25 protein-coding genes are annotated in these 26,206 nt (G+C 70.8%); 13 read left to right on the top strand and 12 right to left on the bottom strand.

The window, feature by feature from the left end; all coding sequences use genetic code 11:
• Window positions 1-9 precede the first annotated feature (9 nt).
• Window positions 10-618 carry a TIGR03086 family metal-binding protein gene (locus ACFC51_RS14545; RefSeq protein WP_376528851.1) on the top strand — a complete coding sequence of 203 codons (609 nt, stop codon included), beginning with the start codon at window positions 10-12 and terminating at the stop codon, window positions 616-618.
• 112 nt (window positions 619-730) lie between these two features.
• On the opposite strand, the gene ACFC51_RS14540 is transcribed toward ACFC51_RS14545, so the two are convergent.
• Complete coding sequence (locus ACFC51_RS14540) at window positions 731-1,414, bottom strand: alpha/beta fold hydrolase (RefSeq protein ID WP_376369752.1); 684 nt, start codon at window positions 1,412-1,414, stop codon at window positions 731-733.
• A 64-nt stretch (window positions 1,415-1,478) separates the two neighbouring features.
• Between ACFC51_RS14540 and ACFC51_RS14535 the strand changes: the two genes are divergently transcribed.
• Together ACFC51_RS14535 and ACFC51_RS14530 are read left to right on the top strand one after the other, a co-directional pair.
• Window positions 1,479-2,282: a chitosanase gene (locus ACFC51_RS14535; protein ID WP_376369754.1), complete on the top strand. Its 804-nt coding sequence runs from the start codon at window positions 1,479-1,481 to the stop codon at window positions 2,280-2,282.
• Between the two features lie 132 nt (window positions 2,283-2,414).
• Complete coding sequence (locus ACFC51_RS14530; RefSeq protein ID WP_376369755.1) at window positions 2,415-3,281, top strand: chitosanase; 867 nt, start codon at window positions 2,415-2,417, stop codon at window positions 3,279-3,281.
• 62 nt (window positions 3,282-3,343) lie between these two features.
• Here the strand turns inward: ACFC51_RS14530 and ACFC51_RS14525 are convergent, their stop codons facing one another.
• The 9 genes from ACFC51_RS14525 to ACFC51_RS14485 form a co-directional block, all read right to left on the bottom strand.
• Window positions 3,344-4,816 carry a nucleobase:cation symporter-2 family protein gene (locus ACFC51_RS14525; protein WP_376369757.1) on the bottom strand — a complete coding sequence of 491 codons (1,473 nt, stop codon included), beginning with the start codon at window positions 4,814-4,816 and terminating at the stop codon, window positions 3,344-3,346.
• A gap of 231 nt (window positions 4,817-5,047) precedes the next feature.
• Window positions 5,048-6,445, bottom strand: a complete 1,398-nt coding sequence (locus ACFC51_RS14520; RefSeq protein WP_376369759.1) for an 8-oxoguanine deaminase — start codon at window positions 6,443-6,445, stop codon at window positions 5,048-5,050.
• Window positions 6,446-6,490: 45 nt separating this feature from the next.
• Window positions 6,491-7,891, bottom strand: coding sequence for a nucleobase:cation symporter-2 family protein (locus tag ACFC51_RS14515; protein WP_376369761.1), 1,401 nt, complete (start codon window positions 7,889-7,891; stop codon window positions 6,491-6,493).
• A gap of 65 nt (window positions 7,892-7,956) precedes the next feature.
• A complete protein-coding gene (gene pucL, locus ACFC51_RS14510) occupies window positions 7,957-8,880 on the bottom strand; it encodes a factor-independent urate hydroxylase (protein WP_376369762.1) in 924 nt (307 codons plus the stop codon).
• Between the two features lie 6 nt (window positions 8,881-8,886).
• On the bottom strand, window positions 8,887-9,279 hold the full coding sequence (gene uraH, locus ACFC51_RS14505) for a hydroxyisourate hydrolase (RefSeq protein WP_376369763.1): 393 nt from the start codon (window positions 9,277-9,279) through the stop codon (window positions 8,887-8,889).
• A 42-nt stretch (window positions 9,280-9,321) separates the two neighbouring features.
• Window positions 9,322-9,828: a 2-oxo-4-hydroxy-4-carboxy-5-ureidoimidazoline decarboxylase gene (gene uraD / locus ACFC51_RS14500; protein ID WP_376369765.1), complete on the bottom strand. Its 507-nt coding sequence runs from the start codon at window positions 9,826-9,828 to the stop codon at window positions 9,322-9,324.
• A 156-nt stretch (window positions 9,829-9,984) separates the two neighbouring features.
• Window positions 9,985-10,362: a helix-turn-helix domain-containing protein gene (locus tag ACFC51_RS14495; RefSeq protein WP_376528849.1), complete on the bottom strand. Its 378-nt coding sequence runs from the start codon at window positions 10,360-10,362 to the stop codon at window positions 9,985-9,987.
• Window positions 10,359-10,610 (bottom strand): hypothetical protein, encoded by a 252-nt coding sequence (locus tag ACFC51_RS14490; RefSeq protein WP_376369768.1) that lies wholly within the window; start codon window positions 10,608-10,610, stop codon window positions 10,359-10,361. Before ACFC51_RS14490 ends, ACFC51_RS14495 begins: the two co-directional genes overlap by 4 nt.
• 135 nt (window positions 10,611-10,745) lie before the next feature.
• Window positions 10,746-11,588 (bottom strand): GntR family transcriptional regulator, encoded by an 843-nt coding sequence (locus tag ACFC51_RS14485; RefSeq protein ID WP_376369769.1) that lies wholly within the window; start codon window positions 11,586-11,588, stop codon window positions 10,746-10,748.
• Between the two features lie 249 nt (window positions 11,589-11,837).
• Between ACFC51_RS14485 and ACFC51_RS14480 the strand changes: the two genes are divergently transcribed.
• From ACFC51_RS14480 to ACFC51_RS14445, 8 genes are all read left to right on the top strand, one after another.
• A complete protein-coding gene (locus tag ACFC51_RS14480; protein WP_376528846.1) occupies window positions 11,838-13,103 on the top strand; it encodes an extracellular solute-binding protein in 1,266 nt (421 codons plus the stop codon).
• 39 nt (window positions 13,104-13,142) lie between these two features.
• Window positions 13,143-14,111: a carbohydrate ABC transporter permease gene (locus ACFC51_RS14475; RefSeq protein WP_376369772.1), complete on the top strand. Its 969-nt coding sequence runs from the start codon at window positions 13,143-13,145 to the stop codon at window positions 14,109-14,111.
• Window positions 14,108-14,947, top strand: a complete 840-nt coding sequence (locus tag ACFC51_RS14470) for a carbohydrate ABC transporter permease (protein ID WP_376369773.1) — start codon at window positions 14,108-14,110, stop codon at window positions 14,945-14,947. Before ACFC51_RS14475 ends, ACFC51_RS14470 begins: the two co-directional genes overlap by 4 nt.
• Window positions 14,948-15,022: 75 nt before the next feature.
• The gene (locus ACFC51_RS14465; protein ID WP_376528844.1) at window positions 15,023-16,585 is read left to right on the top strand and encodes a beta-N-acetylhexosaminidase; all 1,563 of its coding nucleotides are present in this window, start codon (window positions 15,023-15,025) and stop codon (window positions 16,583-16,585) included.
• A gap of 34 nt (window positions 16,586-16,619) precedes the next feature.
• Window positions 16,620-18,050 (top strand): cellulose binding domain-containing protein, encoded by a 1,431-nt coding sequence (locus tag ACFC51_RS14460; RefSeq protein WP_376528842.1) that lies wholly within the window; start codon window positions 16,620-16,622, stop codon window positions 18,048-18,050.
• Window positions 18,051-18,207: 157 nt separating this feature from the next.
• On the top strand, window positions 18,208-19,047 hold the full coding sequence (locus ACFC51_RS14455; RefSeq protein WP_376528839.1) for a TIM barrel protein: 840 nt from the start codon (window positions 18,208-18,210) through the stop codon (window positions 19,045-19,047).
• Window positions 19,048-19,090: 43 nt separating this feature from the next.
• Window positions 19,091-19,984 (top strand): 2-hydroxy-3-oxopropionate reductase, encoded by an 894-nt coding sequence (locus ACFC51_RS14450; RefSeq protein ID WP_376369781.1) that lies wholly within the window; start codon window positions 19,091-19,093, stop codon window positions 19,982-19,984.
• Window positions 19,985-20,170: 186 nt separating this feature from the next.
• Window positions 20,171-21,628: a catalase gene (locus ACFC51_RS14445; RefSeq protein ID WP_376369783.1), complete on the top strand. Its 1,458-nt coding sequence runs from the start codon at window positions 20,171-20,173 to the stop codon at window positions 21,626-21,628.
• A 288-nt stretch (window positions 21,629-21,916) separates the two neighbouring features.
• Here ACFC51_RS14445 and ACFC51_RS14440 read toward each other — a convergent pair whose 3' ends face one another.
• Window positions 21,917-22,288, bottom strand: a complete 372-nt coding sequence (locus ACFC51_RS14440; protein ID WP_376414780.1) for a DUF6083 domain-containing protein — start codon at window positions 22,286-22,288, stop codon at window positions 21,917-21,919.
• A 281-nt stretch (window positions 22,289-22,569) separates the two neighbouring features.
• Here ACFC51_RS14440 and ACFC51_RS14435 point away from each other — a divergent pair, with 281 nt between their 5' ends.
• On the top strand, window positions 22,570-23,340 hold the full coding sequence (locus ACFC51_RS14435) for a hypothetical protein (RefSeq protein WP_376369787.1): 771 nt from the start codon (window positions 22,570-22,572) through the stop codon (window positions 23,338-23,340).
• A gap of 66 nt (window positions 23,341-23,406) precedes the next feature.
• On the opposite strand, the gene gcl is transcribed toward ACFC51_RS14435, so the two are convergent.
• Complete coding sequence (gene gcl, locus ACFC51_RS14430) at window positions 23,407-25,191, bottom strand: glyoxylate carboligase (RefSeq protein ID WP_376369788.1); 1,785 nt, start codon at window positions 25,189-25,191, stop codon at window positions 23,407-23,409.
• A gap of 256 nt (window positions 25,192-25,447) precedes the next feature.
• Between gcl and ACFC51_RS14425 the strand changes: the two genes are divergently transcribed.
• The gene (locus ACFC51_RS14425) at window positions 25,448-26,194 is read left to right on the top strand and encodes a hypothetical protein (RefSeq protein WP_376369790.1); all 747 of its coding nucleotides are present in this window, start codon (window positions 25,448-25,450) and stop codon (window positions 26,192-26,194) included.
• Window positions 26,195-26,206: the final 12 nt, after the last annotated feature.

The following is a 26,206-nucleotide window of genomic DNA, read 5'->3' as shown; positions in this document are numbered from 1 at the left end:
CCTAAGGACATGGATACGCACGAGGAAAACGCACCCGGACTCGATCTCGGACCCGTGGCGCGGCAGGTCCGCGCGCTCGCCGGCTCCGTCGACGACGCTCAGCTGGCCGGCCCGACCCCCTGCCCCGACTACGCGGTACGGGAACTGCTCGGGCACCTGCTGGGACTGGCCGCGGCCTTCCGCGACGCGGCGGCCAAGAAGCTCGGACCGGCGACCGACACCTCTCCGGACTCGGCCCTGCCCGTGCTGCCGGCCGACTGGCGCACGGCTCTGCCGCCCCTGCTGGACGAGCTGGTGGCGGCCTGGCGCTCCCCGGCCGCTCTGGAGGGGATGACCCGGGCGGGTGGCGTGGACCTGCCCGGCGAGGTCGCGGGGATGGTCGCACGGAACGAGCTGCTCGTACACGGCTGGGACCTGGCCCGGTCGACGGGGCAGGAGTTCTCGGCCGACGAGGCGAGCCTGCGCTCGTCGGAGGCGATGCTGGCCCCGGGGGACGACGACAGGTCCGGCGCCGACGCGATCTTCGGCCCGCCGGTCGCCGTCCCGGACGACGCACCGCTGCTGGACCGCGTCATCGCGCTCAGCGGCCGCCGGCCGGACTGGCGGCCGGGCGGCTGACACGTGCGGGCGCACGCGGCACCCGGGGGCCGGCCGCCCGGAGGGCCGGTCCCCGGGTGACCGTGCGGTACGACGGCCGGAGCCCGCACGCCGGGACCGCGCGCCGGACGGCTCAGCTGGTGAAGAACTCGGTGATCTGGTGGGCCACCTGATCCGGGTGCTTGCTGTGCACCTGGTGGCCGCCGCCCAGGGTGATCAGCCGGCAGTCGGGGATGAGCGAGGCCATGTCGGCCAGCCTGCCCTGCGGCATGGTGCTCTCCGGGCCCCCCGCGATCATCAGCGTCGGGGCGACGATCTGCCCCAGCTCCTCCTCCCAGCGGGGATCCGGCTCGGCGATCTGCGCCCGGACGGCCGGGAACGCGTTCTCGTCGTAGTCCACCGGTCCCGTGGGGCTGCTGTCGTCGATGAGCTGCCCCGGGAACGGCGGCGGGGTCTCGACCAGCACCAGCCGCTCCACCCGGTCCGCGTGCTCCTCGGCGAGCAGGTAGGCGACCACCCCGCCCATCGAGTGCCCGACGACGCCGGCCCGGTCGATCTCGCAGGCGTCGAGGAACTCCAGCACGTCGTCCCTCATCTGCTCGAAGGCGTACTCGTCGGGCCAGTCGCTCTCGCCGTGACCGCGCAGGTCGATGGCGTACACCCGCCACTCCTCGCCGAGGAGGGCCCCCACCGCCTCCCAGCTCAGCGACGAGCCCCCGAGGCCGTGCAACAGGACCACGGGTGAACCGAAGGGGTCGCCCCAGGTCCGGTACGCCAGCCGTACATCGCCGACGTCCACAACAGACTGATCTTCCATGTACCGAACGCTACAGGCGCCGGACGCCCGTCGGCTCCGGCCCCCGGCCTGGCACGCTTGGTGCGTGAAGCACAGACGTCTCGCCCTCGCCGCCGCCGCGGCCCTCGTCCTGGCCGGCTGTTCCGGCGCCGCCTCCGGCTCCCCCGAGAAGGGCCTCGACGACCCCGCGAAGAAGGACATCGCGATGCAGCTCGTGTCGAGCGCGGAGAACTCGACGCTCGACTGGAAGGCCCAGTACGGCTACATCGAGGACATCGGGGACGGCCGCGGCTGGACCGCCGGCATCATCGGATTCTGCTCCGGCACCGGAGACCTGCTGAGGGTCGTCGAGCGCTACACGGCGAAGCGCCCGGACAACGCGCTCGCGCCGTTCCTCCCGGCGCTGCGCGCGGTGAACGGCACCGACTCGCACGACGGTCTGGGCGCCGCCTTCACCGGGGCCTGGGCGAAGGCGGCGGCGGATCCGGCGCTCCGCTCGGCACAGGACGCGGAGCGCGACGCCTCGTACTTCGACCCGGCGGTCGGCCGGGCCGAGGACGACGGGCTCAGCGCCCTGGGGCAGTTCATCTACTACGACGCCTATGTGATGCACGGATACGCCGACGCCGAGGGGACGGTGGGTTTCCGGACGATACGGGCCCAGGCCCTCGCCGTGGCCGATCCGCCCTCCGAGGGCGGTGACGAGGAGGCGTATCTGAACGCCTTCCTGGACGCCCGGGTGGCCGCGCTCCGCAAGGAGCCGTCGCACAGCGACACGAGCCGCGTGGAGACCGCCCAGCGCGTCTTCGTGCGCGAGGGGAAGCTCCAGCTGGAGACCCCGCTGGCGTGGCGGGTCTACGGCGAGAGCTACCGCATCGACGCGGGCTGACACCTCCGGCTCGCGACCGGTCCGCGAGGAACTCCGCACCGTACGGCGCGCGGGGGGTTACCGCGCGCCCCGAGCTCTGGTAGGAAACCTTCCTAACAGAACATCGGACGACGAACTCCTTCTGGAGGACCGGTGCATCACCCCCACACCAGCACCCCGCGTCGCACCACCCGACTCACCCGCACCGTCGGACTCGCCGTACTGGCCCTCGGGCTGACCTTCACGGCGATCCCGGCCACCGCCCTCGCCGGCGCCCCCACGCCGGCGGCCGCACACCTGGAGGCAGCCGCGACCGGTCTCGACGACCCCGCGAAGAAGGACATCGCGATGCAGCTCGTGTCGAGCGCGGAGAACTCGACGCTCGACTGGAAGGCCCAGTACGGCTACATCGAGGACATCGGGGACGGCCGCGGCTACACCGCCGGCATCATCGGTTTCTGCTCCGGCACCGGGGACATGCTCGCCCTGGTGGAGCTGTACACCGAGCGGAAGCCGGGCAACGTCCTGGCCGCGTACCTGCCCGCCCTGCGGGAGGTCGACGGGACCGACTCGCACGAGGGGCTCGACCCCGGATTCACCGGCGCCTGGTCCGAGGCGGCCTCGGACCCCGTGTTCGAGCAGGCCCAGAACGACGAGCGCGACCGGGTGTACTTCGACCCGGCGGTGCGTCAGGGCAAGGCCGACGGCCTCGGCACGCTCGGTCAGTTCGCGTACTACGACGCCATCGTGATGCACGGCGGCGGCACCGATTCCACGAGCTTCGGCTCGATCCGACAGCGTGCCCTGGCCGCGGCCGCACCGCCCTCGCAGGGCGGTGACGAGACCGCCTACCTCGACGCGTTCCTGGACGCGCGCGTCTGGGCGATGGAACAGGAGGAGGCCCACTCGGACACCAGCAGGGTCGACACGGCCCAGCGGGTGTTCCTGCGGAACGGCAATCTGGATCTTGACCCGCCGCTCGACTGGCAGGTCTACGGCGACAGCTTCCACATCGGCTGAGTCCTTCCACGTCCAGGTGCGCGTACGGGCCCCGGTCGGGGCCTGTACGCGCACCGCGCACGTCAGTGGGCGACGGGCAGGGCCATCGGGTCCTTGGGCTGTTCGCCGGCCGGCACCCCGGTCTCCGGCGCCGGCTCCTCGTCCGTCCGCCGGCCCCAGTGGTTGAAGGCCAGGTTCAGCACGATCGCCACCACGCAGCCCGTGGAGATGCCCGAGTCCAGGACGACGAGCAGGTCCTCGGGGAAGGCGTGGTAGAAGTCCGGCGCGGCGATCGGGATGAGGCCGACACCGACGGCCGCCGCGACGATCAGGGCGTTCTCGCCCTTCTCCAGGGCTGCCGTCGCCAGGGTCTGGATGCCGCTCGCGGCGACCGATCCGAACAGGACGATGCCCGCGCCGCCGAGGACCGGAAGCGGTACGAGGGCGATGACGGACGCGGCGACGGGGACCAGGCCGAGCAGCACCAGGATGACTCCGCCGGCGGCGACGACGAACCGGCTGCGGACCTTGGTCATGGCGACCAGCCCGATGTTCTGGGCGAAGGCGCTGCACATGAAGCCGTTGAAGAGCGGGCTGATGGCACTGCCCAGGGTGTCGGCGCGCAGTCCGCCCTCGATGGTCCGCTCGTCCGCCGGACGGCCGACGATCTTGCCGAGCGCCAGCATGTCGGCGGTGGACTCGGTCATGCAGACCAGCATGACGATGCACATCGAGATGATGGCGGCGACCTCGAACTGCGGTGCTCCGAAGTGGAACGGCGTCGGGAAACCGACCACGTCGGCGTCGCCCAGTGCCCCGAAGTCGGTGATGCCGGCGGGGATCGCGATGAGGGTGCCGATGACCAGGCCGAGCAGGATGGCGATCTGCTGGAGGAACCCCCGCAGCAGTTTGCGCAGCGCCAGCACGATCACGAGGGTGACGGCTGCCATGGTGATGTTGGTCATCGAGCCGTAGTCGTCGGCCGTCGCGTTGCCGCCCTGCGACCAGTTGAAGGCGACGGGCAACAGCGAGACACCGATCAGGGTGATGACGGTGCCGGTGACGACGGGCGGGAAGAACCGCACCAGTTTGCAGAAGTACGGGGCGAGGACGAAGCCGAGGAGGCCGGCGACGATGATCGCCCCGAAGATGACGGCTATCCCGTCGTGCCCCCGGTCCTTGCCTATCGCGATCATCGGGGTCACCCCGGCGAACGACACCCCGTTGACGAACGGCAGTTTGGCGCCTATGCGCCAGAACCCGAGGGTCTGGAGCAGGGTGGCTATCCCCGCCGTGAAGAGGCTCGCCCCCATGAGGAAGGCGGTCTCCTTGGCGCTGAGGCCCACGGCGGGCCCCACGATCATGGGCGGGGCCACCACGCCCGCGTACATCGCGGCCACGTGCTGGAGGCCGCTGGTGAACATCCTGAGAGGCGGGAGCGTCTCGTCGACCGGGTGCTTGCCCACCGGTCCTTCCGCCGTATTCCCTTCTGCTGCGATTCCCTCTGCGGTGCTTCCGTCGACTGCGTTCTTGCGAAACCTGGGCGTAGCTGCCACGGCTTCCTCCGGTCGGGTACACGTCGGGCGACGTGGGTATCAGGGAGGTGTTGCTGAGTGGTGCGTTGGTGCAGGTCGTGCAGCTGGTGCGGGCAGCTTGGAGCTCACCTGTGCGGGGGCGCGCGACAAAGGTCGCGCGCACCCGCACAGGCTGCCGTGGACCCTGGTGGATCCGCGGCGGCCGGCCGAGGGCCGTCCCCCCCGGCCGGCCTGTCATGGGGGTGCGGAGCGTCAGGCTCCGGCGGCGATCTGCGCCAGGCGCCTGGCCTCGTCACGGGTCGCGCGGGCGATGGCGTCCTCGTCCACCGTGGTGAGGCGGTTGTCCTCGACGACGGTCCTGCCGTTGACGAGGGAGAGGGTGACGGGGGCCGCGGCACCGAAGACCAGAGCGGTCACCGGGTCGGCGATGGAGGCGTGGGCGAGGGTGTCCAGCTTCCACAGCACGAGGTCGGCGAGCTTGCCCGGTTCCAGGGAGCCGATCTCGTCGCCCCGGCCGAGGACCCTGGCGCCGCCGTGGGTTCCCAGGCGCAGCGCCTGACGGGCGTTCAGCGCCTTCTCGCGGTGGGCGCCGAGGCGGTTGATGAGGAGCGCGTTGCGGAGCTCGGTGTGGAGTTCGCCGGACTCGTTGGACGCGGTCCCGTCGACGCCGAGCCCGACGGGGACTCCGGCGGCGAGCATGTCGGGGACGCGGGCGATGCCTGCGGCGAGGCGGGCGTTGGAGGACGGGCAGTGTGCGACGCCGGTGCCGGTGCGGGCGAAGGCGGCGATGTCGGAGTCGTTCATGTGGACGCAGTGCGCCATCCACACGTCGTCGCCGAGCCAGCCGGTCGACTCGAAGTAGTCCGTGGGGCCCATCCCGAACAGTTCCTTGCAGAACTGCTCCTCCTCGACGGTCTCCGAACCGTGCGTGTGGAGCCGGACACCGCGTCGGCGGGCCAGTTCGGCTCCCTGCTTCAGCAGTTCGGTGGAGACGGAGAACGGCGAGCACGGGGCGACGGCGACCTGCGTCATCGCACCGAAGGAGGCGTCGTGGTGCTCGTCGATGGTCGCCTCGGTGGCGGCGAGCGCACCGTCGAGGGTCTCCACCGCGAAGTCCGGCGGCAGGCCGCCGTCCTTCTTGCTGCGGTCCATGGAGCCCCGGGCGAGGGTGAACCGTACGCCCATGTCGCGGGCCGCGCCGATGATCGCGCCGGACAGGTCGCCGGAGCCCTGGGGGTAGACGTAGTGGTGGTCCATCGCGGTGGTGACACCGCCGCGCGCCATCATCGCGAGCGAACCCTGTGCCGCGGCGCGCGCCATGGGCTCGTCGATGCGCGCCCACGTCGGGTAGAGCGCGACCAGCCAGTCGAAGAGGTTGTGGTCGGTCGCCAGGCCCCGGGTGATCCACTGGTAGAAGTGGTGGTGGGTGTTGACCAGGCCGGGTGTGGCGAGGTGGCCGGTGCCGTCGATCCGCCGCACGACACCGGTGAGTCCCTCCGGCGCCTTGCCCGCGCCGATGGACTCGATGCGGTTGTCCGCCACGACGATGTACCCCGAGGCGTACTCGGTGTCGTGGGCGTCGACCGTGGCGATCGAGCAGTTCTCGATGACGATGCGCTCAGTGGTCCTTGAATCCGCCGAAGCTGCCATGGGGCTTTCCTCTTCTGTCTCTGGCGATGTGGGCACGGCAGGACCCTAGGAGGATTTGAGTGCCACAGCGTGACGGCTGTGGGTGCCGAGATGGTGGAAGAACAGGTTGAGCAGGACCGCGACGAGCGCTCCCGCACTGATCCCGGATCCGAGCACGGTCTGCGCCCAGGACGGGAATCCGGCGTAGAAGGAGGGGGCCGCGAGCGGGATGATACCGGCTCCGAGCGCCACCGCTACGAGGATGATGTTGGAGCTGTCGTCGAGGCCGGCCTCTGCCAGGGTCCGGATGCCGCTCACCGCGATCGAGCCGAACAGGACGATGCCGGCGCCGCCGAGCACGGGCATGGGGACCAGCGAGACGACCGCGCCCAGCATGGGGAAGACGCCCAGGACGATCAGGGCGCCGCCGGCCGCGGCGACGACGTAGCGGCTGCGTACCCGCGTCAGCGACACCACGCCGACGTTCTGGGCGAAGGCGCTCGTCGGGAAGCCCCCGAAGACCGGTCCGAGGAGCGTGGCGATCCCGTCCGTGCGCAGCCCGCGGGTGATGGTGGCGCCGTCGGTGCGTCGCTCGCAGATCTCTCCGAGCGCCAGCATGCCGGCCGACGACTCCGTCATCAGCACGAGCATCACGATGCACAGGGAGAGGATCGCGGCGGGCTGGAACTCGGGGGCGCCGAAGGCGAAGGGCGCCGGCAGGGCGGCCACGGGGGCGGAGCCGAGCGCGGAGAAGTCGGCGAGTCCGAAGGGGATCGCGGCCAGCGTGCCGAGGAGCATGCCCGAGAGCAGGGCGGTCTGCCGGACGAAACCGCGTCCGAAGCGCTGGATCAGCAGGATGACGACGAGCGTGAAGGCGGCCAGCGCCAGGTACTTCATGGCGCCGAAGTCCTCGGCGGTGGCGTCGCCGCCCTGGGCCCAGCCGACCGGCACCGGCATCAGGGTGACGCCGATGAGGGTGATGACGACGCCGGTGACCAGCGGCGGGAAGAAGCGCAGCAGCCGTCCGAAGAAGGGGCCGACGGCCAGGCAGAAGACGCCTGCGACGAGTACCGCGCCGTAGATCGCGGGGAGTTGACGGCCGGGGGCCGTGGTCTCCGCGATGGCGAGCATCGGTGCGATCCCCGCGGAGGACGCGGCGTTGACGAAGGGCAGCCGGTTCCCGGCGAAGCGTCCGGCTCCGAGGGTCTGGAGCAGGGTGGCGAGACCGGCGATCAGGAGGCTCGCCGCGATGAGACGGGTCATGCCGGCCGCGTCGAGACCGACGGCCTGGCCGATGATGAGCGGAGGGGTGACGACGCCCGCGTACATGGCGGCGATGTGCTGGAGCGCGGCGGGGACGAGCCGCGAGGGCGGGAGCTTTTCGTCCACCGGGTGAACTGCCTTGTCGGCAGCGGTCGGTGGGGCGGTACATGGGCCTTTCGCCGGCCCCGTTGCAGGCTGTGCCATGGTATTTCCCTCCGGGATGACCGGTCCCCGCCGCCTCGGGGGGCGGGGACCGGTTCAGCACCGCGTCAGAGGTTGGTCATGTCGACCGGGATCTTCGGCTCGACGCCGTCCCGGAGCACCGTCGCCTCGATGAGGCCGTACGGACGGTCGGCTGCGAAGTAGACCTCGTTGTCGTTCTTGAGGCCGAAGGGCTCCAGGTCGACGAGGAAGTGGTGGTTGTTCGGCAGCGAGAACCGGATCTCGTCGATCTCGCTGCGGTTGTTGATGATGCGCGAACCCATCTGGTAGAGGGTCTGCTGGAGCGAGAGGGAGTACGTCTCCGCGAAGGCCTGGAGCATGTGCTTGCGCGCCTGCTCGTAGGACTTCTCCCAGTTCGGCATGCGCTCGTCGTCGCTGGTCCAGTTGTAGCGCCACCGGGCGGAGACGTCGGTCGCGAGGATGCGGTCGTACGCCTCCTTCAGCGTCGTGTACTTGTCCTTGACGTAGCCCCAGAACTCGGAGTTGGTCGAGTTCATCACGGAGAGGTCCTTGAGGCCCGAGATGACCTCCCACTTCTCCCCGTCGAAGGTGATCTGGCTGACCCGGGTCTCCTGGCCCTTGCGGGCGAAGGAGTGCTTGACCTCGTCGGCGCCGATGAACTTGGAGTTGCCGTCGGAGGTCGCGATGCGCTCCCAGCCGTACTCCTCGATCCGGATCCGCGCCGTCTTGATCGGCTCCTGCGAGGTCACGAAGTGCCGGGCCAGGTGGATGCCGAACTGCTCGGCGGACTCGATGCCGTGTTCCTTGGCGAAGGCGAACACCGTGTTCTTGGTGGTGTCGGTCGGCAGGACGTTGGCGTTGGAGCCGGAGTAGTGGACGTCGTCCATGTCGCCGGAGAGGGCGACCGAGACGTTGAGGTCCTTGATGTGGTGGGTGTCGCCGTCCCGCGTGATCCTGACGACGCGGTTCTCTGCTTTGCCGTACTGGTTCTGGCCGAGAATCGTGGGCATTGTCTGCTAGCTCCCTCGGTAAACGGAGTAGCCGAACGGGTTGAGCAGCAGCGGTACGTGGTAGTGCTCGCCCGGGGTGACGGCGAATGCGATCGCCACCTCCGGGAAGAACGCGCCGCTGTCCCTTACGCGGGGGGCGTCCTGCTGCGCCTCGGCTTGCTTCTTCGCGGTGAAGTACGACTCGGTGTCGAAGACGAGCCGTACGTGGGTGGTTCCTTCCGGCAGGGCCGGCAGGTCTTTGCAGCGCCCGTCCGCGTCGGTCGCGGATCCGCCGAGCGTCACGTACTGCGTGTCGCCGGCGCCCCGGGCGGCCAGGGAGACGGTGACGGCTTCGGCGGGACGGCCGATGCTGGTGTCCAGGATGTGGGTGGACACCGATGCGGTGGTGTCGGTGCTCAAGACCGTCACGCTCCTTGCTTCTCTTCGGGGTGGTGCGAGGTCTCAGGAGTCCTGCACGAGGCGGGTCAGCCGGATTCGGTTGATCTTGCCCAGTTCGGTGCGGACGATCTCGCGTTCCTGCTCGGGCGAGTTGCCGCTCCGGGACTTCAGCGCGTCGCGCATCTGCTCACCGGTGGCTCCGGTGGCGCAGATCAGGAAGACGTGTCCGAACCGCTCCTGGTAGGCCAGGTTGAGTTCGAGCATCTCCGCCTTGAGCTCCTCGGACGCACCGGCCATCCCCCGCTGCTCACGGGCGGAGGCCGGGTCCCCGGGCTTGGGGCGTCCGATCGGCGGGTGGCCGGCCATCGCCTCGGCCAGGTCCTCCGCGGAGAGCTCGGCCATGGCGGCGTCGCTCGCGGTGAACAGGGCTTCCGTGCCGGCGTAGGGCCGGCGGGCGAGGACGAGGGTTCCCCACGCCGTACTGGCACACACCTCGTGCAGTGCGGCTGCGGCCTCGTCGGCCGCCAGGGTGTTGAACCGGGCGAGGCCCGGTGTGGAGCTCGTAGTCACGGGAGCCTCCGTGGCTTTTTTCCGCTGTGCGTTGTCGGGCTGCGGATAGCTAACGCCCTTCGCAACACCACGTCAACAGTTTGTTGAAATTCCACGAACAGATGATGCCGCCGCCCGAGTTCCCGGACAGCGGCATCGACAGGCGTTACGCGTCGGCTAGCCGTCCTTGGCGGCATTGTCGCGATTCAGGTAGTTGTAGACGGTGAAGCGGCTGACCCCGAGGGCGCCCGCCACCGTCTCCACTCCGTGCCGCACCGAGAAGGCACCGCGTGCCTCCAGGGTCCGCACCACCCCCTGCTTCGCCTTACGGTCCAGGTCGGCCAGCGGCATCCCGTGCCGTCGCTCCATCGCGGCGAGGATGTGGTCGAGCGATTCGGAGAGCTGCGGGAGCCGCACCGCCACGACGTCCGCCCCCTCCCACGCGAGCACGACGTCCTCGGAGGTGGCCTGGTCAGGGGCGAGGATCTCCGCCCCCATGGCGTCGACGAGGGGCTTCACCGCGGTGACCAGCGGGTGGTCGGCCGGCTCGGTCACGGGGCGTCATCCCCGATCACGTTGAGCTGGAGGGAGACCCGGGTGGCGCCCGAGGCCAGCGCCTTGCGCAGCAGGGAGTCCACGGCGGTGAGCACCTGGTCGGCGCCCCCTTCCGCCGTGTTCCCGAAAGGGCCCACGTCCACCGCGTCCAGGTCGGCGGAGTGGATGACCTCACGGGCCACCACCGCGTGGGCGGGCGCCTCGTCCAGGTCGAAGGGCTCGGTGGTGAATTCCACCCTCAAGCGCACAGTGCCTCCCTCATGTCCCGCCGTGTCGGTCGGCTCGCACGGCTCGCCCCGACCCTAAGGCACGGCCCCCCGGACGCAGCGGGGTCCGGGGCCCGGCCCCACCACCGGTCCCGCCCGGCGACGGGGCCCCGCAGCTCAGGACCCCGCCTGGATGTCCCCACGGGTGGACGAGGCGATCGGATCGCCGTGGGCGAAGTCCCCGGGCGGGATCCCGGGGTGGTGGCCGTCCCTGACCAGCCCCGCGGTCGCCGCGGCCGGGCCGAGCGCCAGCCGGGAGACGATCCGGTAGCGGTCGCCCCGGTAGAGCGAGTGGACGTACTCCACGGGCACCCCGGAGACGTCCGTGGTCAGGCGCTCGAAGAGCAGGGCCGGGGAGAGCTCGGGGACCTCGAGCAGCTGGGCCTCCGCCCGAGTGACGACGGTCGGCTCGATGGCCTGCACCGCCTCCCGGACATGGACCCCGTGGGTGTGGCGGAGGTGCTCGTAGAGATCGCCGTCCTCCAGCTCCTGCGCCGACAGGCCGGGGACGAGCGCCGCCCTGATGTGCAGGTGCTCGATCGCCATGGGGGCGCCGTCGACCAGGCGCAGCCGCGCGACGTAGACGATCTCCTCGGCGGGCGACATCCGCAGCTTGCGGCCGACGCGGGCCCCGGCCTGGAGGGTGGTGAACTCCAGCAGCCTGCTCGACCACGCCCCGGCCGCCTGCGGCACGCTCAGGGCGAGGTCCGCCGAGACCAGCTCCTGGGTGATCTTCTCCGGCGCGACGAACATCCCGCGTCCGTGCTCGCGGACCAGCAGGCCGGAAGCCACGAGCTCGTCGACGGCGGCGCGCAGGGTGGGCCGGGACACCTCGAGCAGGGCGCAGAGGGCCCGCTCGGACGGGATGGCGTCCCCGGGGCTGCGGCTCTCGATCAGCTCCAGGACCGCGTCACGCACCCGTTCCCTCTTGAGCACCGTCCCCGGCACGTCGGCTTTCATGCGTTCCCCTTCGCGCGTCCCGCTCCCTTTACCAGTTGAGCAACCGTAGGCCACTGGTCAGAGAGATTCTAACCACCCTCATCCACATGAACAGAGGGCCGACCGTACCGGAGTCCTCAAAATCCCTTTGTACACAAGGGGTTGACGGCCCCATTGGTCTATGCCACCTTCATCCACCACCAAGAGGTGAGCTGTCCAGTGGGCTTCACTGGTCAGGTGGTCAGGTCTCTGCTCCTGTTGAGGTGAACCGTGAAGTACCGCTTGCTTGCCGGTGTGTCCGCGCTCGTGACGGCCGCCGCTCTCAGTGCCTGCAGCTCCGGCGCCGACGACGCCGAAGGGGCCGGGGGCGTGACGACGGTCGACGTCTGGCTGATGCGGGACAGTGTCTCGGCCGCGTTCCAGAAGGAGTTCACCGAGGGCTTCGAGGCCGCGCACCCGGACATCGACGTGAAGATCCAGATCCAGGAGTGGGACGGCATCGGCCAGAAGATCACCGCCGCCCTGGCCAGCAACGACGCCCCGGACGTGATCGAGGCGGGCAACACCCAGGTGGCGCAGTTCGCGGAGAGCGGCGGGCTGCTGGACCTGAGCGACAGGAAGGACGAGCTGAACGGCGACGACTGGCTGAAGGGGCTGGCCGAGCCGGGTTCCTACGACGGGAAGCAGTACGGCATCCCGTACTACGCCGCCAACCGGGTCGTGATCTACCGCAAGGACCTCTTCGAGAAGGCCGGCGTCGACCCCGCGGAACTCACCACCCGCGAGGAGTGGATCGCCGCCACCACGAAGCTGAACAAGGGCGGCACCCAGGGCATCTACCTGCCCGGACAGCTCTGGTACGCGCTGGCCGGCTTCGTCTGGGACGAGGGCGGGGACCTCGCCACCGAGTCCGGCGGCCGGTGGAAGGGCGCGCTCGACACCCCTGAGGCGCAGCGCGGCATGGCCTTCTACGCGCAGCTCCAGGCGCTCGGCAAAGGCCCCCGGGACTCCGACGAGGACGACCCGCCGCAGGCCGAGGTGATGGCCAAGGGCCAGGTCGCCCAGGTGATCTCCACCCCGGGCGGCGCCAACGTGGTCGTCGAGAACAACCCGGAGCTCGAGGGGAAGCTCGGCTTCTTCCCGATCCCCGGGAAGACGGCTGGCACCCCGGGTGCGGTGTTCACCGGCGGCTCCGACCTGGTCGTCCCGGCGGCGGCCGGACATCCGGACGCGGCGGTGACCTTCATCAAGGAACTGACGGGCGACGCCTGGCAGAAGAAGCTCGCGGTGGCCATGAGCTACGTGCCCAACCGGACCACGCTCGCCTCCGCCGTGGCGGACGACCCGGGTGCCTCGGCGATGGCCGTCGGCGCGGCGAACGGGCACGCGACACCGAACACCCCGGGGTGGGCGGCGGTGGAGGCGGAGAACCCGGTCAAGGACTACATGACCGCGGTCCTCACCGGTGGTGACGCGGAGAAGGAGGCGGCCAAGGCCTCCGCCGACATCACGCGGGCCATGAACGCCGGTTCCTGATCCGGCCCGTCCGTTTCCCACCACGAGAGGAGGCCCGCCGTGCCGGCTGTCCGCGAGAGACCCGCGCCACGCGTCCACCGTCCACCGAAGGCGCCACCGGGGCGGCGGGCCGGACGGCCCCCGCGCGACCTCTGGCCCTACGCCCTGATCGCGCCCGCGATCGGCGGCATGCTCTACCTGCTGGTCTACCCGCTGGTGCGGGCCGTGGTGATCTCCCTCCAGGACTTCCGGCTCCGCCAGCTGATCAGCGGGGACGCCGAGTTCGTCGGACTGCGCAACTACCGGACGCTGCTGTCCGACCCGCGCTTCTGGGAGGTGACCGGCCGCACCTTCGTCTTCATGGCCGTCAACGTCGTCCTGATCATGGTCATCTCGACGCTGGTCGCGCTGATGACGGAGCGGCTCCGCCGGGCCGGCCGGACGATCGTCCTCTGCTCGCTGGTGCTCGCCTGGGCCATGCCCGTGGTGGCGGCGACGACGGTCTTCCAGTGGCTCTTCCACTCCGAGTTCGGCATCGTCAACCAGTCGCTGACGGCACTCGGCTTCGGGTCCTTCGAGCGCTACCCGTGGTTCGCGAACGGTACGGCGTCCTTCACGATCCTGGTCCTGCTGATCGTCTGGCAGTCGGTGCCGTTCGCGGCGGTCACCCTCTACTCCGCCCTGACCACGGTCCCGGCCGAGCTGTACGAGTCGGCCCGCCTGGACGGCGCCTCCGGCTCCCGCATCTTCCGCTCGGTCACCTTCCCGATGCTGCGGCCGATCTTCATGCTGGTCCTCTCCCTGGAGGTGATCTGGACCTTCAAGGCCTTCGTCCAGATCTGGGTGATGACCCGCGGCGGGCCCGGCGACGCCACCACCATCCTGCCCGTGTACGCGGTGCAGACGGCGCTCTCCAGCCAGCGCTACGACCTGGGGTCCGCCGCGTCGATGATCACCGTGGTCCTGATGTCCGGGGTGCTGGTCCTCTACTTCCGCCAGATGCTCCGACAGGAGGACGACCCGCGATGACCTCGCCGCACTTCCGGATCCGGCGGATCCCGCTGAACGCCGCCGCCGTCGTGACCGTCGTGGTCTGCCTGTTCCCGGTGTACTGGATGATCTCCACCGCGTTCAAGCCGTCCCGCGACATCCAGTCCGACGAGCCGCGGCTCGTGCCCTACACCTGGACGCTGGACCACTTCCGCAGGGCCGTGGAGGCGGACGGCTTCGGACTGTTCTGGCGCAACAGCGTCCTGGTCACGCTGGGGGCCGTGCTGCTCTCGCTCGTCGTGGCCCTCGGCGCGTCGTTCGCCGTCGCACGGCTGCGGTGGAAGGGCCGGCGGCAGTTCATGCTGCTGGTCTTCGTCGCCCAGATGGCGCCGTGGGAGTCGCTGATCATCCCGATCTACATCATCTCGCGCGACACCGACATGCTCGACCGGCTGCCCACCCTCACCCTCGTCTACTTCATGATCACGCTCCCCTTCACGATCGTGGTGCTGCGGGGCTTCCTGGCGACGATCCCGCCCGAACTGGAGGAGGCCGCCCAGGTCGACGGCTGCACGAGGACGGGGGCGTTCGTCCGGGTGGCCCTGCCGCTGCTCGCCCCCGGCCTGATGGCGACCTCGCTCTTCGGATTCATCACCGCCTGGAACGAGTTCGCCTACGCCAACTTCCTGATCATCAAGCAGCAGGACAACCGCACCCTGCCGGTCTGGCTCTCGTCCTTCCAGAACACCTTCGGCACCGACTGGGGCGCCACCATGGCCGCCTCCACGCTCTTCGCGCTGCCCGCCCTCGTGATCTTCCTGGTGCTCCAGCGCCATGTGACCTCCGGCTTCGCGGCCGGCGCGGTCAAGGGCTGAGCCCGCCGGGCGTCCCCGCACACCCGGTCACGCGACCCGCCCGACCCGCCCGACTCCCCGACCCCGGAGGCCCCCGTGCCCGCATCACGCCCCGAGCTCTCCCTCGTCCCCCGGCCCCGAAAGATCTCGCCGCGTCCGGGCCGTCTCGTCCTGGACCAGGACACCTCCGTACGTGCCCTGCCGGGTGCCGAGGGGGCGGCGGACCTGCTGCGGACGCTCCTCGGTCCGACGACCGGGCTTTCCCTGCCGCCCTCCGCCGACGGCCGGGTCGTCCTGGCGCTCGACCCGCAGCTCGGCGGCCTGGGGGACGAGGGCTACGGCCTCACCGTGGGGCCCCGGACCCTGCTGCTGCGGGCCGGCCGACCCGACGGCCTGCTGCGGGGAGTCCAGACGATCCGGCAGCTGCTGCCGCCCGAAGCGCTCGCCGGCGGTCTGCGCGCGACGTCCTGGGAGCTGCCCTGCGTCGAGATCAGCGACGTACCGCGGTACCCCTGGCGCGGCGCGATGCTCGACGTGGCCCGGCACTTCCAGCCGGTCTCCTACCTGCGCCGGTACGTGGACCTGATGGCGCTGCACAAGCTCAACGTCCTGCATCTGCACCTCACGGACGACCAGGGCTGGCGCATGCCCGTCGACGCCTTCCCCCGGCTGACGTCGGTGGGCGGCACCCGGGCCGAGTCGCTGTCGGACGGGGTGCCGCACTCGGGTGCGTACACCAAGGCGGAGCTGCGGGACCTGGTCCGCCACGCCCGGGAGCGGGGGGTGACCGTGGTCCCGGAGATCGAGATGCCGGGCCATGTGCGCGCGGCCCTCGCCGCCTACCCGCACCTGGGGAACCGTCCGGAGCGGCAGCTCGACGTCTGGACCAGGTGGGGCGTCTGCGACACGGTGCTCGGCGTCCACGAGGAGGTCCTCGACTTCTGCCGGACCGTGCTGGAGGAGGTCATGGACGTCTTTCCGTCCCCGTACATCCACATCGGGGGCGAGGAGTGCCCCACCGGCGAGTGGGAGGCCTCTCCCGCGGCCCGCGAACGGGCGGCCGCCGAAGGGCTCACCGGCCCCGGCGAACTGCACGGCTGGTTCATGGGCCGGATCGGCTCGTTCCTCGTCGGGCACGGCCGCCGGCCCACCGGCTGGGCCGAGACCGGGGCCGAACTGCCCCCCGAGTTCACCGTGATGACCTGGCGCGATCCTGCCCATGCCCGCACCGCGGCCCGACGGGGTCACCAGGTGGTGACCGCACACCACCGCGCCACGTACCTGGACTACGTGCAGTCCACGGATCCGGACGAGCCCCCCGCCCAGCCGGGTGATCCCGTCCCCCTGCACGCGGTGCACGCCAACGAGCCGGTGTCCCGGGAGTGGGAGCCGGAAGAGGCCTCCCGCGTGCTGGGCACCCAGGCCCAGCTGTGGACCGAGTACGTGACGACGCCCGACCGGATCGAATACCTCACCTACCCCCGGCTCTGCGCCCTCGCGGACCGTGCCTGGTCCGGCGGGCGCGGCGACTGGGCCGGGTTCGTCGAGCGGCTGCGCGACCACACCGCCCGGCTGGACGCCCTCGGCGTCCACTACCGGCCCCTCACCCCACGGTCCCTGGCGACCGCGTCCTCAGGTACAGCGCGACCCCCTCGGTAACCCGTCCCCCACCGTTCCGGAGAGGAACACCGCCATGACCACATTCCGCAGGAGCCGTATCCGCGCGGCGGCCGCCGCCGCCGTCACCCTGGCCCTGGGCTGCACCGCCCTGGCCGCCCTGCCCGGCACCGCCGGGGCCGCCGCGGCCGGCGGGCTCGTCGTCCAGTACCGCACGAGCGCCTCCGGGGCGACGGCCGACCAGAGCGAGCCGTGGCTGAAGGTGCGCAACACCGGGAGCGCGAGCGTGCCGCTCTCCGACGTCAAACTGCGCTACTACTTCAAGGGCGACTCGGCGTCGGCCGCCTACCGGTTCGCCTGCTCCTGGGCGGTGAAGGGCTGCGCGAACATCACCGGCACCTTCAAGACCCTGCCCAGCCCGACCGCCACCGCCGACCGCTACCTGGAGATCGGCTTCACCACGGGCGCGGGCTCCCTCGCCCCCGGGGCGGACACCGGTGACATGCAGCTGCGCTTCCACCGCGCGGACTGGCAGCCGCTCGGGCAGAGCGACGACTACTCCTTCGGCGCCGAGCGGAACACGTACGGCGACTGGGCGAGGATCACCGCGCAGCTGGGGTCGGTCACGGCCTGGGGCGAGGCTCCCGGGGGCAACGGCCCCACCGACCCGACGGATCCGCCCACCGACCCGCCGGCCGACGGGCCCCGGCTGTTCGACGACTTCAACTACAGCGGTCACACGGACCCGAGGATCGCGGCGAACGGCTGGAGCGTCCGCTCGAACTCCGGCGGCCCCGGCGTGCCGGGTGCCGTCTGGGCTCCGGAGAACGTCACCTTCAGCAGCCAGGCAGGCAATTCGGTGATGAACCTGGAGACGTCCACGGCGGGCACAGGTGCCTCGACGGAGCAGACGGAGATCCTCACGAAGTCCTCGAAGTTCCGCAACGGCACCTACGCGGCCCGGGTGAAGTTCAGCGACGCGCCGAGGTCGGGTCCCGACGGCGACCACCTCGTCCAGACCTTCTTCACCATCAACGACCTCAAGGCGCCGATGGCGGACGACTACGCGGAGTACGACTTCGAGTACCTGCCCAACGGCGGCTGGGGCGAGCCGTCGAACATCCTCTACACCACGTCCTGGGAGACGTACCGGCCCGACCCGTGGGAGGCCGTCAACCAGCACAGCGAGGCACGGCAGAGCTACGCGGGATGGCACGACCTGGTGGTGACCATCGACAACAGCGCCATCACGTACTACGTCGACGGGCAGCCCTTCGGGACCCACGGCGCGGCGTACCTGCCGGAGCGGCCGATGTCGATCAACTTCAACCAGTGGCTGATCGACCTGGCGGGCCAGACCAGCACGACGCCCCGCTCGTACGACCAGCAGGTGGACTACGTGCTGCACGTGAAGGACCAGGTCCTCTCCCCCGCCCAGGTCTCGGCTCTGGTGAGCGGTTACCGGGCGGCGGGCACGACGTTCCAGGACACGGTGCCGGCCGTCTGACCAGGCACGGGTGAGCGGTCGCGGGGTGGAGGGCTGTACGGCCTCCACCCCGCTTGCGCGTGTCCGGAATTCGGTTCGCCTCTTGACATCCTCGCCACACGCGAGGCAATCTTCCGTTAAGCAGAAACTAACTTCCGCGATACGGAAGGAGCGCAAGATGGGTTTCTCGGACCAGCGCTTCGATGTGAACCTCTCGATCCTCTTCACCGAACTCCCGCTCCTGGAGCGTCCCGCGGCGGCCGCCGCCGCGGGCTTCACCGCGGTCGAGCTCTGGTGGCCGTGGATCGAGACCCCCACCCCCGCGCAGGCCGAGCTCGACGCCCTGAAGAAGGCGCTCGACGACGCGGGCACGCAACTCGTGGGGCTGAACTTCTACGCGGGCCGGCTCCCCGGCCCCGACCGGGGCGCGCTCTCGCTCCCCGGCGAGGAGTCGGACCGCTTCCGCGCCAACATCGACGTGGCGGCGGACTTCGCGGCCTCGGTCGGCTGCAAGGCGCTCAACGCGCTGTACGGCAACCGTGTCGAGGGCGTGGACCCGGCCGTCCAGGACGAACTCGCCCTGGAGAACCTGGTCCTGGCCGCCCACGCGGCGCACCGGATCGGTGCGACCCTCCTCGTCGAGACGCTCAACGACACGGAGTCGCCGCTCTACCCCCTGGTCAGCGCACCGGCGGGCATCAAGGTGGTCGACCGCGTCAACGAGGCGACGGGGCTGGGCAACGCCGCGTTCCTGCTGGACCTCTACCACCTGTCGATGAACGGCGAGGACCTCGGCCAGGTGATCAAGGCGTACGCCGCGAAGACCGGCCACGTCCAGATCGCCGACAACCCGGGGCGCGGCGCGCCCGGCACCGGCTCGCTCCCCCTGGAGCGGCTCCTCGACGAGCTGACCGAGGCCGGGTACGACGGCTGGGTCGGCCTGGAGTACAAGCCGGGCGACCGCCCGAGCGCCGACTCGTTCGGCTGGCTCCCCGCCGAACACCGGCCGGCCCGCTGAGGCCCGCCCCCTCCCGCACACACGCTTACCGGAAGGCACCCTCATGAGCAGCAACCTCCCCAAGGTCGCCTGGATCGGGCTCGGCATCATGGGCTCCCCCATGTCCGAGAACCTGGTCAAGGCCGGTTACCAGGTGACCGGTTACACCCTGGAGAAGGACAAGGTCGACCGGCTCGTCGCGGCGGGCGGCAAGGGCGCCGCCTCCATCGCCGAGGCCGTCCGTGACGCCGATGTCGTCATCACCATGGTCCCGGCGTCCCCGCAGGTCGAGGCCATCGCGTACGGCCCCGACGGCATCCTGGAGAACGCCCGGCAGGGCGCCCTGCTGATCGACATGTCCTCGATCACGCCGCAGACCTCCGTGGACCTGGCGTCGAACGCGAAGGAGAAGGGCATCCGCGTCCTGGACGCCCCCGTCTCCGGCGGTGAGGCCGGCGCGATCGAGGCCGTGCTGTCCATCATGGTCGGCGGCGAGCAGACCGACTTCGACACCGCGAAGCCGCTGCTCGACGCGCTCGGCAAGACGATCGTGCTGTGCGGACCGCACGGCTCCGGCCAGACGGTCAAGGCCGCCAACCAGCTGATCGTCGCGGTCAACATCCAGGCCTGCGCCGAGGCGGTCGTCTTCCTGGAGAAGTCCGGGGTCGACCTGACCGCCGCGCTCGACGTACTGAACGGCGGACTGGCCGGTTCGACGGTCCTCACCCGCAAGAAGGACAACTTCCTCAAGCGGGACTTCGCTCCGGGCTTCCGGATCGACCTGCACCACAAGGACATGGGGATCGTCACCGACGCCGCCCGCAACGTCGGCGCCGCACTGCCCGTCGGCGGGGTCGTGGCCCAGCTCGTGGCCTCCCTGCGCGCCCAGGGCGACGGCGGCCTCGACCACTCCGCACTGCTGCGCTCGGTCGAGCGGCTCTCCGGTTCCCAGGTCTGACACCACCCGGCCCCCTTCCGGGGCCCCCTGAACTCCGGGTCGCGGCGGCGCTGACACCTGTCCTGTCGCGCCCAGGCGCTGCCGCGACCCGGAACCCTCACCTCCAATTTCAACAAACTGTTGACGCAGCGATCCCGGCGAATCTACGCTCCTGAGGCCGTCAGCAGCCCCGTACGGAAGGCACCCATGTCCCAGCGTGTGCTCACGACCGAGTCAGGCGCCCCCGTCGCCGACAACCAGAACTCCGCCACAGCCGGCGCCGGCGGGCCGCTCCTCATCCAGGACCAGCACCTGCTCGAGAAGCTCGCCCGTTTCAACCGTGAGCGCATCCCGGAGCGCGTCGTCCACGCCCGCGGTTCCGGCGCGTACGGCTACTTCGAGGTGACGGACGACGTCACCGGCTTCACCCACGCCGACTTCCTCTCCGAGGTGGGCCGCCGCACCGAGACCTTCATCCGGTTCTCGACCGTCGCCGACTCGCTCGGGGGCGCGGACGCCGTGCGCGACCCCCGCGGTTTCGCCCTGAAGTTCTACACGGATCAGGGCAACTACGACCTCGTCGGCAACAACACCCCGGTCTTCTTCATCAAGGACCCGGTCAAGTTCCCCGACTTCATCCACTCCCAGAAGCGCGACCCGTTCACGGGCCGCCAGGAGCCGGACAACGTCTGGGACTTCTGGGCGAACTCCCCCGAGTCGACACACCAGATCACCTGGCTGATGGGTGACCGCGGGATCCCCGCCTCCTACCGTCACATGAACGGCTTCGGCTCGCACACCTACCAGTGGACGAACGCGCAGGGCGAGGCCTTCTTCGTCAAGTACCACTTCAAGACCAACCAGGGTGTGCGCTCCCTCTCCGCCGAGCAGGCCGCCGAACAGGTCGGCAAGGACGCCAACTCGCACCAGACGGACCTGCTCCAGGCCATCGAGCGCGGCGTCAACCCGTCCTGGACGCTGCACGTGCAGGTCATGCCGGCCGCCGAGGCGGCCGACTACCGCTTCAACCCGTTCGACGTCACGAAGGTGTGGCCGCACGCCGACTACCCGCTCCAGCGGGTCGGCCGCCTGGTGCTCGACCGCAACCCCGACAACGTCTTCGCCGAGGTGGAGCAGGCGGCCTTCTCCCCGAACAACTTCGTGCCCGGCATCGGCCCGTCCCCGGACAAGATGCTCCAGGGCCGGCTCTTCGCCTACGCCGACGCGCAGCGCTACCGCCTGGGCATCAACCACACCCAGCTCCCGGTCAACGCACCGAGGGCGGCGACCGTCGACAACTACGGGCGCGACGGCCTGCACGCGACCCGCTACGGCTCGCGCCAGGACAAGAACTACGAGCCCAACTCCTACGCGGGCCCCGCGCAGACCGGCGCCGCACTGGCCGCGCCGCTGCCCGTGCACGGCTGGACGGGCACCCACGAGGCGCCCGCGCACGCGAAGGACGACGACTTCTTCCAGGCGGGCGAGCTGTACCGGCTGATGTCGGCGGACGAGAAGGACCGGCTGATCGCCAACATCGCCGGAGGGCTCTCGCAGGTCACCCGCGACGACGTGATCGAGAAGAACCTCGCCCACTTCCACGCCGCCGACGCCGACTACGGCAAGCGCGTGGAGGAGGCGGTCCGCGCGCTGCGCGAGGACTGAGCCTCCCCCCAGGGCCCTGCCCGTGCCGCGCACCCGGATGAGGGGAGCGCGCGGCACCGGCAGGACGGGACCGCGGCGGCGGACGACGCCAGTGCGGTGGCGAAGGGCCGGGCGGCCCGCTCCAGACCTGAAGGAGTCCGGCCGCCCGCCGCCCACGGTCCGCCGTCGCGGTCGCTGTGAACAGGATGCAGGTACAGGGGTGCGGTGTACGCCGGTGGGCGTGCGCCGCACCCCTTTCCGCGTGTGCGCGTGCGCGTGCGTCAGCCCGTGTCCGCGTGCGCGCGTGCGTCAGCCCGTGTCCGGGAATCCCTCCTCCGGCAGCTCGAACAGGCGTTGCGCCCGCTCCCAGTTGTGCCGGCGGAGCACGGTGACCCACGGCCGGTCGTCCTCGGGCACGAGGTACGGGCAGACGATGCGGTGCGGGATGCGGCACCTGGCGCCGGGAAGCGGCTCGGCGTCCCACAGGTTCATCGCGGTCCCGGTCGAGGTGATGACCCACCGTCGTCGTGGGGGAAGGATGTGGGCCGGGACGAGGATGCGGGGTTCGAGGAGGATCCAGTGCCCGGCGTACGAGGTGGGGTACCGGTCCTGCCGGAGGTCGCAGAAGGGGCACTCGGGCGGCGCCGGCGGCCTGGGCGCGGTGGCGCCTTCGAACAGCACCTGAAAATAGTCTTCCGGCGGGTCCGGGCAGGACGAGGTGGTCTCGGAGTCCCCCATGGGCCAAGGATCCGGGCGCGGTGGGCGTCCCGGTAGGACGCGATCCGGCCGTGACAGGTGGGGCAGGTGACGGCTCCTGATGCGCGGGACGCCCCGCGGGGTGTGCTCTGGCGCGCGGAGCCCGTGCCGTGTGGCCTGCATACGCCCCGGCCGCCGCCTCGGGACTGCCGCACATGAGTACGCAAGCGGATGGCCGTGGCCGTCCTCGTGCCCACAATGACCGTATGAGATCACCCGGTTCAGCCGTCCGCGCTTCCACAGCGCGATCCGTCGCCGCGGCCCTCCTGCTCGTCCTCCCCCTGTCGGCCTGCTCCTCCGCCGACCGGGCCACGAGCCCCGAGGAGGTGCGCGAGCTCGCGAACGGCGCTCCCGCACGGAAGGCGCGCCAGGAGGCCGAGGACCACCTCCGGGGCGTCGTGCGGGCCTACGACGAGAAGACCCCGCTCACCCTCGGGCTGGTGGCGGTGGACGACCGGTGCGCCGGCGGTTCGGCGAAGGAGTGGTTCTTCCGGACCGGCGACGACCGGTACCGGATCCGCTGCATCCTGCACGTCAGCGCGTGGTTCGGAGCAGATCCGGACCGGATCGGCGACGTCCTGGACGCGGTGTTCACGGCGGGCGACCGTGCCTCATCGGCCGGCGCCCCGGCAGCGTCGGTCCCCTTCGGCCACGACGACTACCGCGACCGCCTCGTCGCCTACTACCGGGACCGCGGCCCGAACCCGACGGGCCCGGACACCCCGGAGCCGGTCGAGGTCTCCAACCCCTCGCAGACCTTGTCCTGGGACACCGTACGCAGCCCCGCGAGGACTCCGGTCGAGGAGCCGGAGGCGTGCGGGGAGTCGAACCCGCCCGTGACCCGCTGCCTGCGCGAGCCCGCGTCGACGACGGTGACGGCGGTGCGCGCACGCCACGGGATGGTGTTCCGGCTGGACCTCTCCTACACGCAGTACTACGAGGTGCTCAAGGGCGAGGAGCCGGCGCGGACCGGATGACGGCACACGGCCGCCGCCCCCGTCCCCCGGTCAGGGGAGGGGGGCGGGGGCGGCGGCCGCGAGGGGTCAGGCCTTCGTCAGCGGACGGATCGCCGTCGGCGCGTGACCGGGCTCGGAGGCGACGTCCTCGAACTCGTTGACGGACGCGATGTCCGACCCGCTCATCGAGATGTTCGTGACCCGCTCCAGGATCGCCTCGACGACGACCGGCACCCGGTGCTCGGCCGCGAGCTTCTTCGCCTCCTCGAAGGCCGGCAGCAGCTGGTCCGGCTCGGTGACCCGGATCGCCTTGCAGCCGAGGCCCTCGACGACCTTGACGTGGTCCACGCCGTAGACGCCGAGCTCCGGGGAGTTGAGGTTCTCGAACTCCAGGTTGACCTGGAAGTCGATGTCGAAGTTGCGCTGCGCCTGCCGGATGAGCCCCAGGTAGGAGTTGTTCACCAGGACGTGGACGTAGGGGATGCGGTGCTGCGCGCCGACCGCGAGCTCCTCCAGCATGAACTGGAAGTCGTAGTCGCCGGAGAGGGCGACCACGGAGCCCTCCGGGTCGGCGGTGGCGACGCCGAGCGCGGCCGGGATCGTCCAGCCGAGCGGCCCGGCCTGGCCGCAGTTGATCCAGTGGCGCGGCCGGTAGACGTGCAGCATCTGGGCACCCGCGATCTGGGAGAGACCGATGGTGCTGACGTAACGGGTCTCCGGGCCGAACGCCCGGTTCATCTCCTCGTACACGCGCTGCGGCTTCAGCGGCACGTTGTCGAAGTGCGTGCGGCGCTGGAGGGTCGCCCTGCGCTCCTGCGTGGACGCGGCCCACTGCGCGCGGTCCTTCAGCTTCCCGGCGGCCTTCAGCTCGCGCGCCACCTCGACGAAGAGCTCCAGGGCCGCCTTCGCGTCGGAGGCGATGCCGAGGTCCGGGGCGAAGATCTTGCCCAGCTGGGTGGGCTCGATGTCGACGTGGACGAAGGTGCGGCCCTTCGTGTAGACGTCCAGCTTGCCGGTGTGGCGGTTGGCCCAGCGGTTGCCGATGCCGAGGACGAAGTCGGACTCCAGGAAGTTCGCGTTGCCGTAGCGGTGCGAGGTCTGGAGGCCGACCATGCCGGCGTTCAGCTCGTGGTCGTCGGGCAGGATGCCCCAGCCCATCAGGGTGGGGACGACCGGGACACCGGTCAGCTCCGCGAACTCGACGAGCAGCGCCGAGGCGTCGGCGTTGATGATGCCGCCGCCCGCGACGAGCAGCGGGCGCTCGGAGGCGTTGAGCATCTCGACGGCCCGCTCGATCTGCTTGCGGCTCGCGGCGGGCTTGTGGACGGGCAGCGGCTCGTACAGTTCGGGGTCGAACTCGATCTCGGTGAGCTGCACGTCGATCGGCAGGTCGATGAGGACCGGCCCCGGCCGGCCCGTGCGCATCAGGTGGAAGGCCTGCTGGAAGACGCCCGGGACCTGCGCGGCCTCCAGGACGGTGGTCGCGGCCTTCGTCACCGGCGCGGCGATCGACGCGATGTCGACGGCCTGGAAGTCCTCCTTGTGCAGGACGGCCGTCGGCGCCTGGCCGGTGATGCAGAGGATCGGGACCGAGTCGGCGATGGCCGAGTAGAGGCCGGTGATCATGTCGGTGCCGGCGGGCCCCGACGTCCCGATGCAGACGCCGATGTTCCCGGCAGCTGCGCGGGTGTAGCCCTCCGCCATGTGGGAGGCGCCCTCGACGTGGCGGGCGAGGGTGTGGTGGACCCCTCCGGAGGCCTTGAGGGCCGCGTAGAACGGGTTGATCGCCGCACCCGGCACGCCGAACGCGTTGCTGACGCCTTCGCGCTTGAGGATCTCAACTGCCGCTCGGGCAGCGGTCATACGAGGCATGAGTGCTCCTGCTCGGACCTGGTGGAGTCGGGCTCTGTCGCGCCACCTGAGAGCTCGAATTCCGCATTATGGAAACTTAGTTCTGCTATACGGAATCAATTTAGGGCCGCCCCGGACCGCCGTCAAGGGAGGGAGGTGGAAGCGGCCGGGACGGACGGACCGAAGTGCCCGATTCCCTCCCCCGGACGTCGCTCCTGGTGGACGATGGGGGCACGGAACGCAGTCGCCGCCGCAGGGCGGGAGGAAGGGGCAGTACGTGGAATCCGTACCGGTGCGCTGCCCGGTCTGCCGCCGGGACCACGCGTTCGTCACGCCGGTGTACCCCTGCCCGTGCGGCTCCCCGACCGCCCCGCCGCTGATGCGCGGCGCCCCGGCCGTGATCATCACGCACCGCACCTGGAACGACGACTGGGTGAGCGTGCGCTGCCACTCCTGCGGACGGCGCGACCAGTGGCCGCACCCCGAACTCTGCTGCCCCTGCGGCACGGTGCTCCGGGTGCCCGTGCGCCCCGTGGCCACGCGCGGCGCCGAACCGCCGCCCCCCGCCGCCGATCCCTCCGGCCCGTCCCGCACACTCCCGCCGCGCACGGCCGCGCATCCGCGCCCGTCGTTCCGGCCCCTGGTCATACGGACGGCCCGCGACGCCGTGAACACCGCGGCGCTGTACCTGAAGTGGCTGGGCTTCCGTGACGTCGTCCAGCCTGAGGTGCGGCCCAGTTCCCGGATAGACCTGAGGGCCGGCGGGCTCATCGCCCAGGTCGACGCGACCACACGGCCGACCGCCCTGCGGGACGTGGAATGCCTCTGGCTCAACGCCCTGAACACCTCGGTGTCCAGCGCCCTGTTCTCCCTGGCCGGCTACACCGACGAGGCGCGCTCCCGCGCCGACGGCCTCGCGATCCCGCTGTTCGTCCTCGACCTCACGGGCACACCGCAGCCGTTGAACGGGCCCGCGGAGGAGTGGGTCCGGACCGGACCCCGGCCGCCGGGCACCGTCGAATGATTTCGGTCACCT

Origin of the sequence: Streptomyces sp. NPDC055962, assembly GCF_042270185.1 — a bacterium.
Taxonomy (GTDB): domain Bacteria; phylum Actinomycetota; class Actinomycetes; order Streptomycetales; family Streptomycetaceae; genus Streptomyces.
Note: the sequence above shows the minus strand (reverse complement) of the source record. Positions and strands in the feature narration are given on the sequence as shown.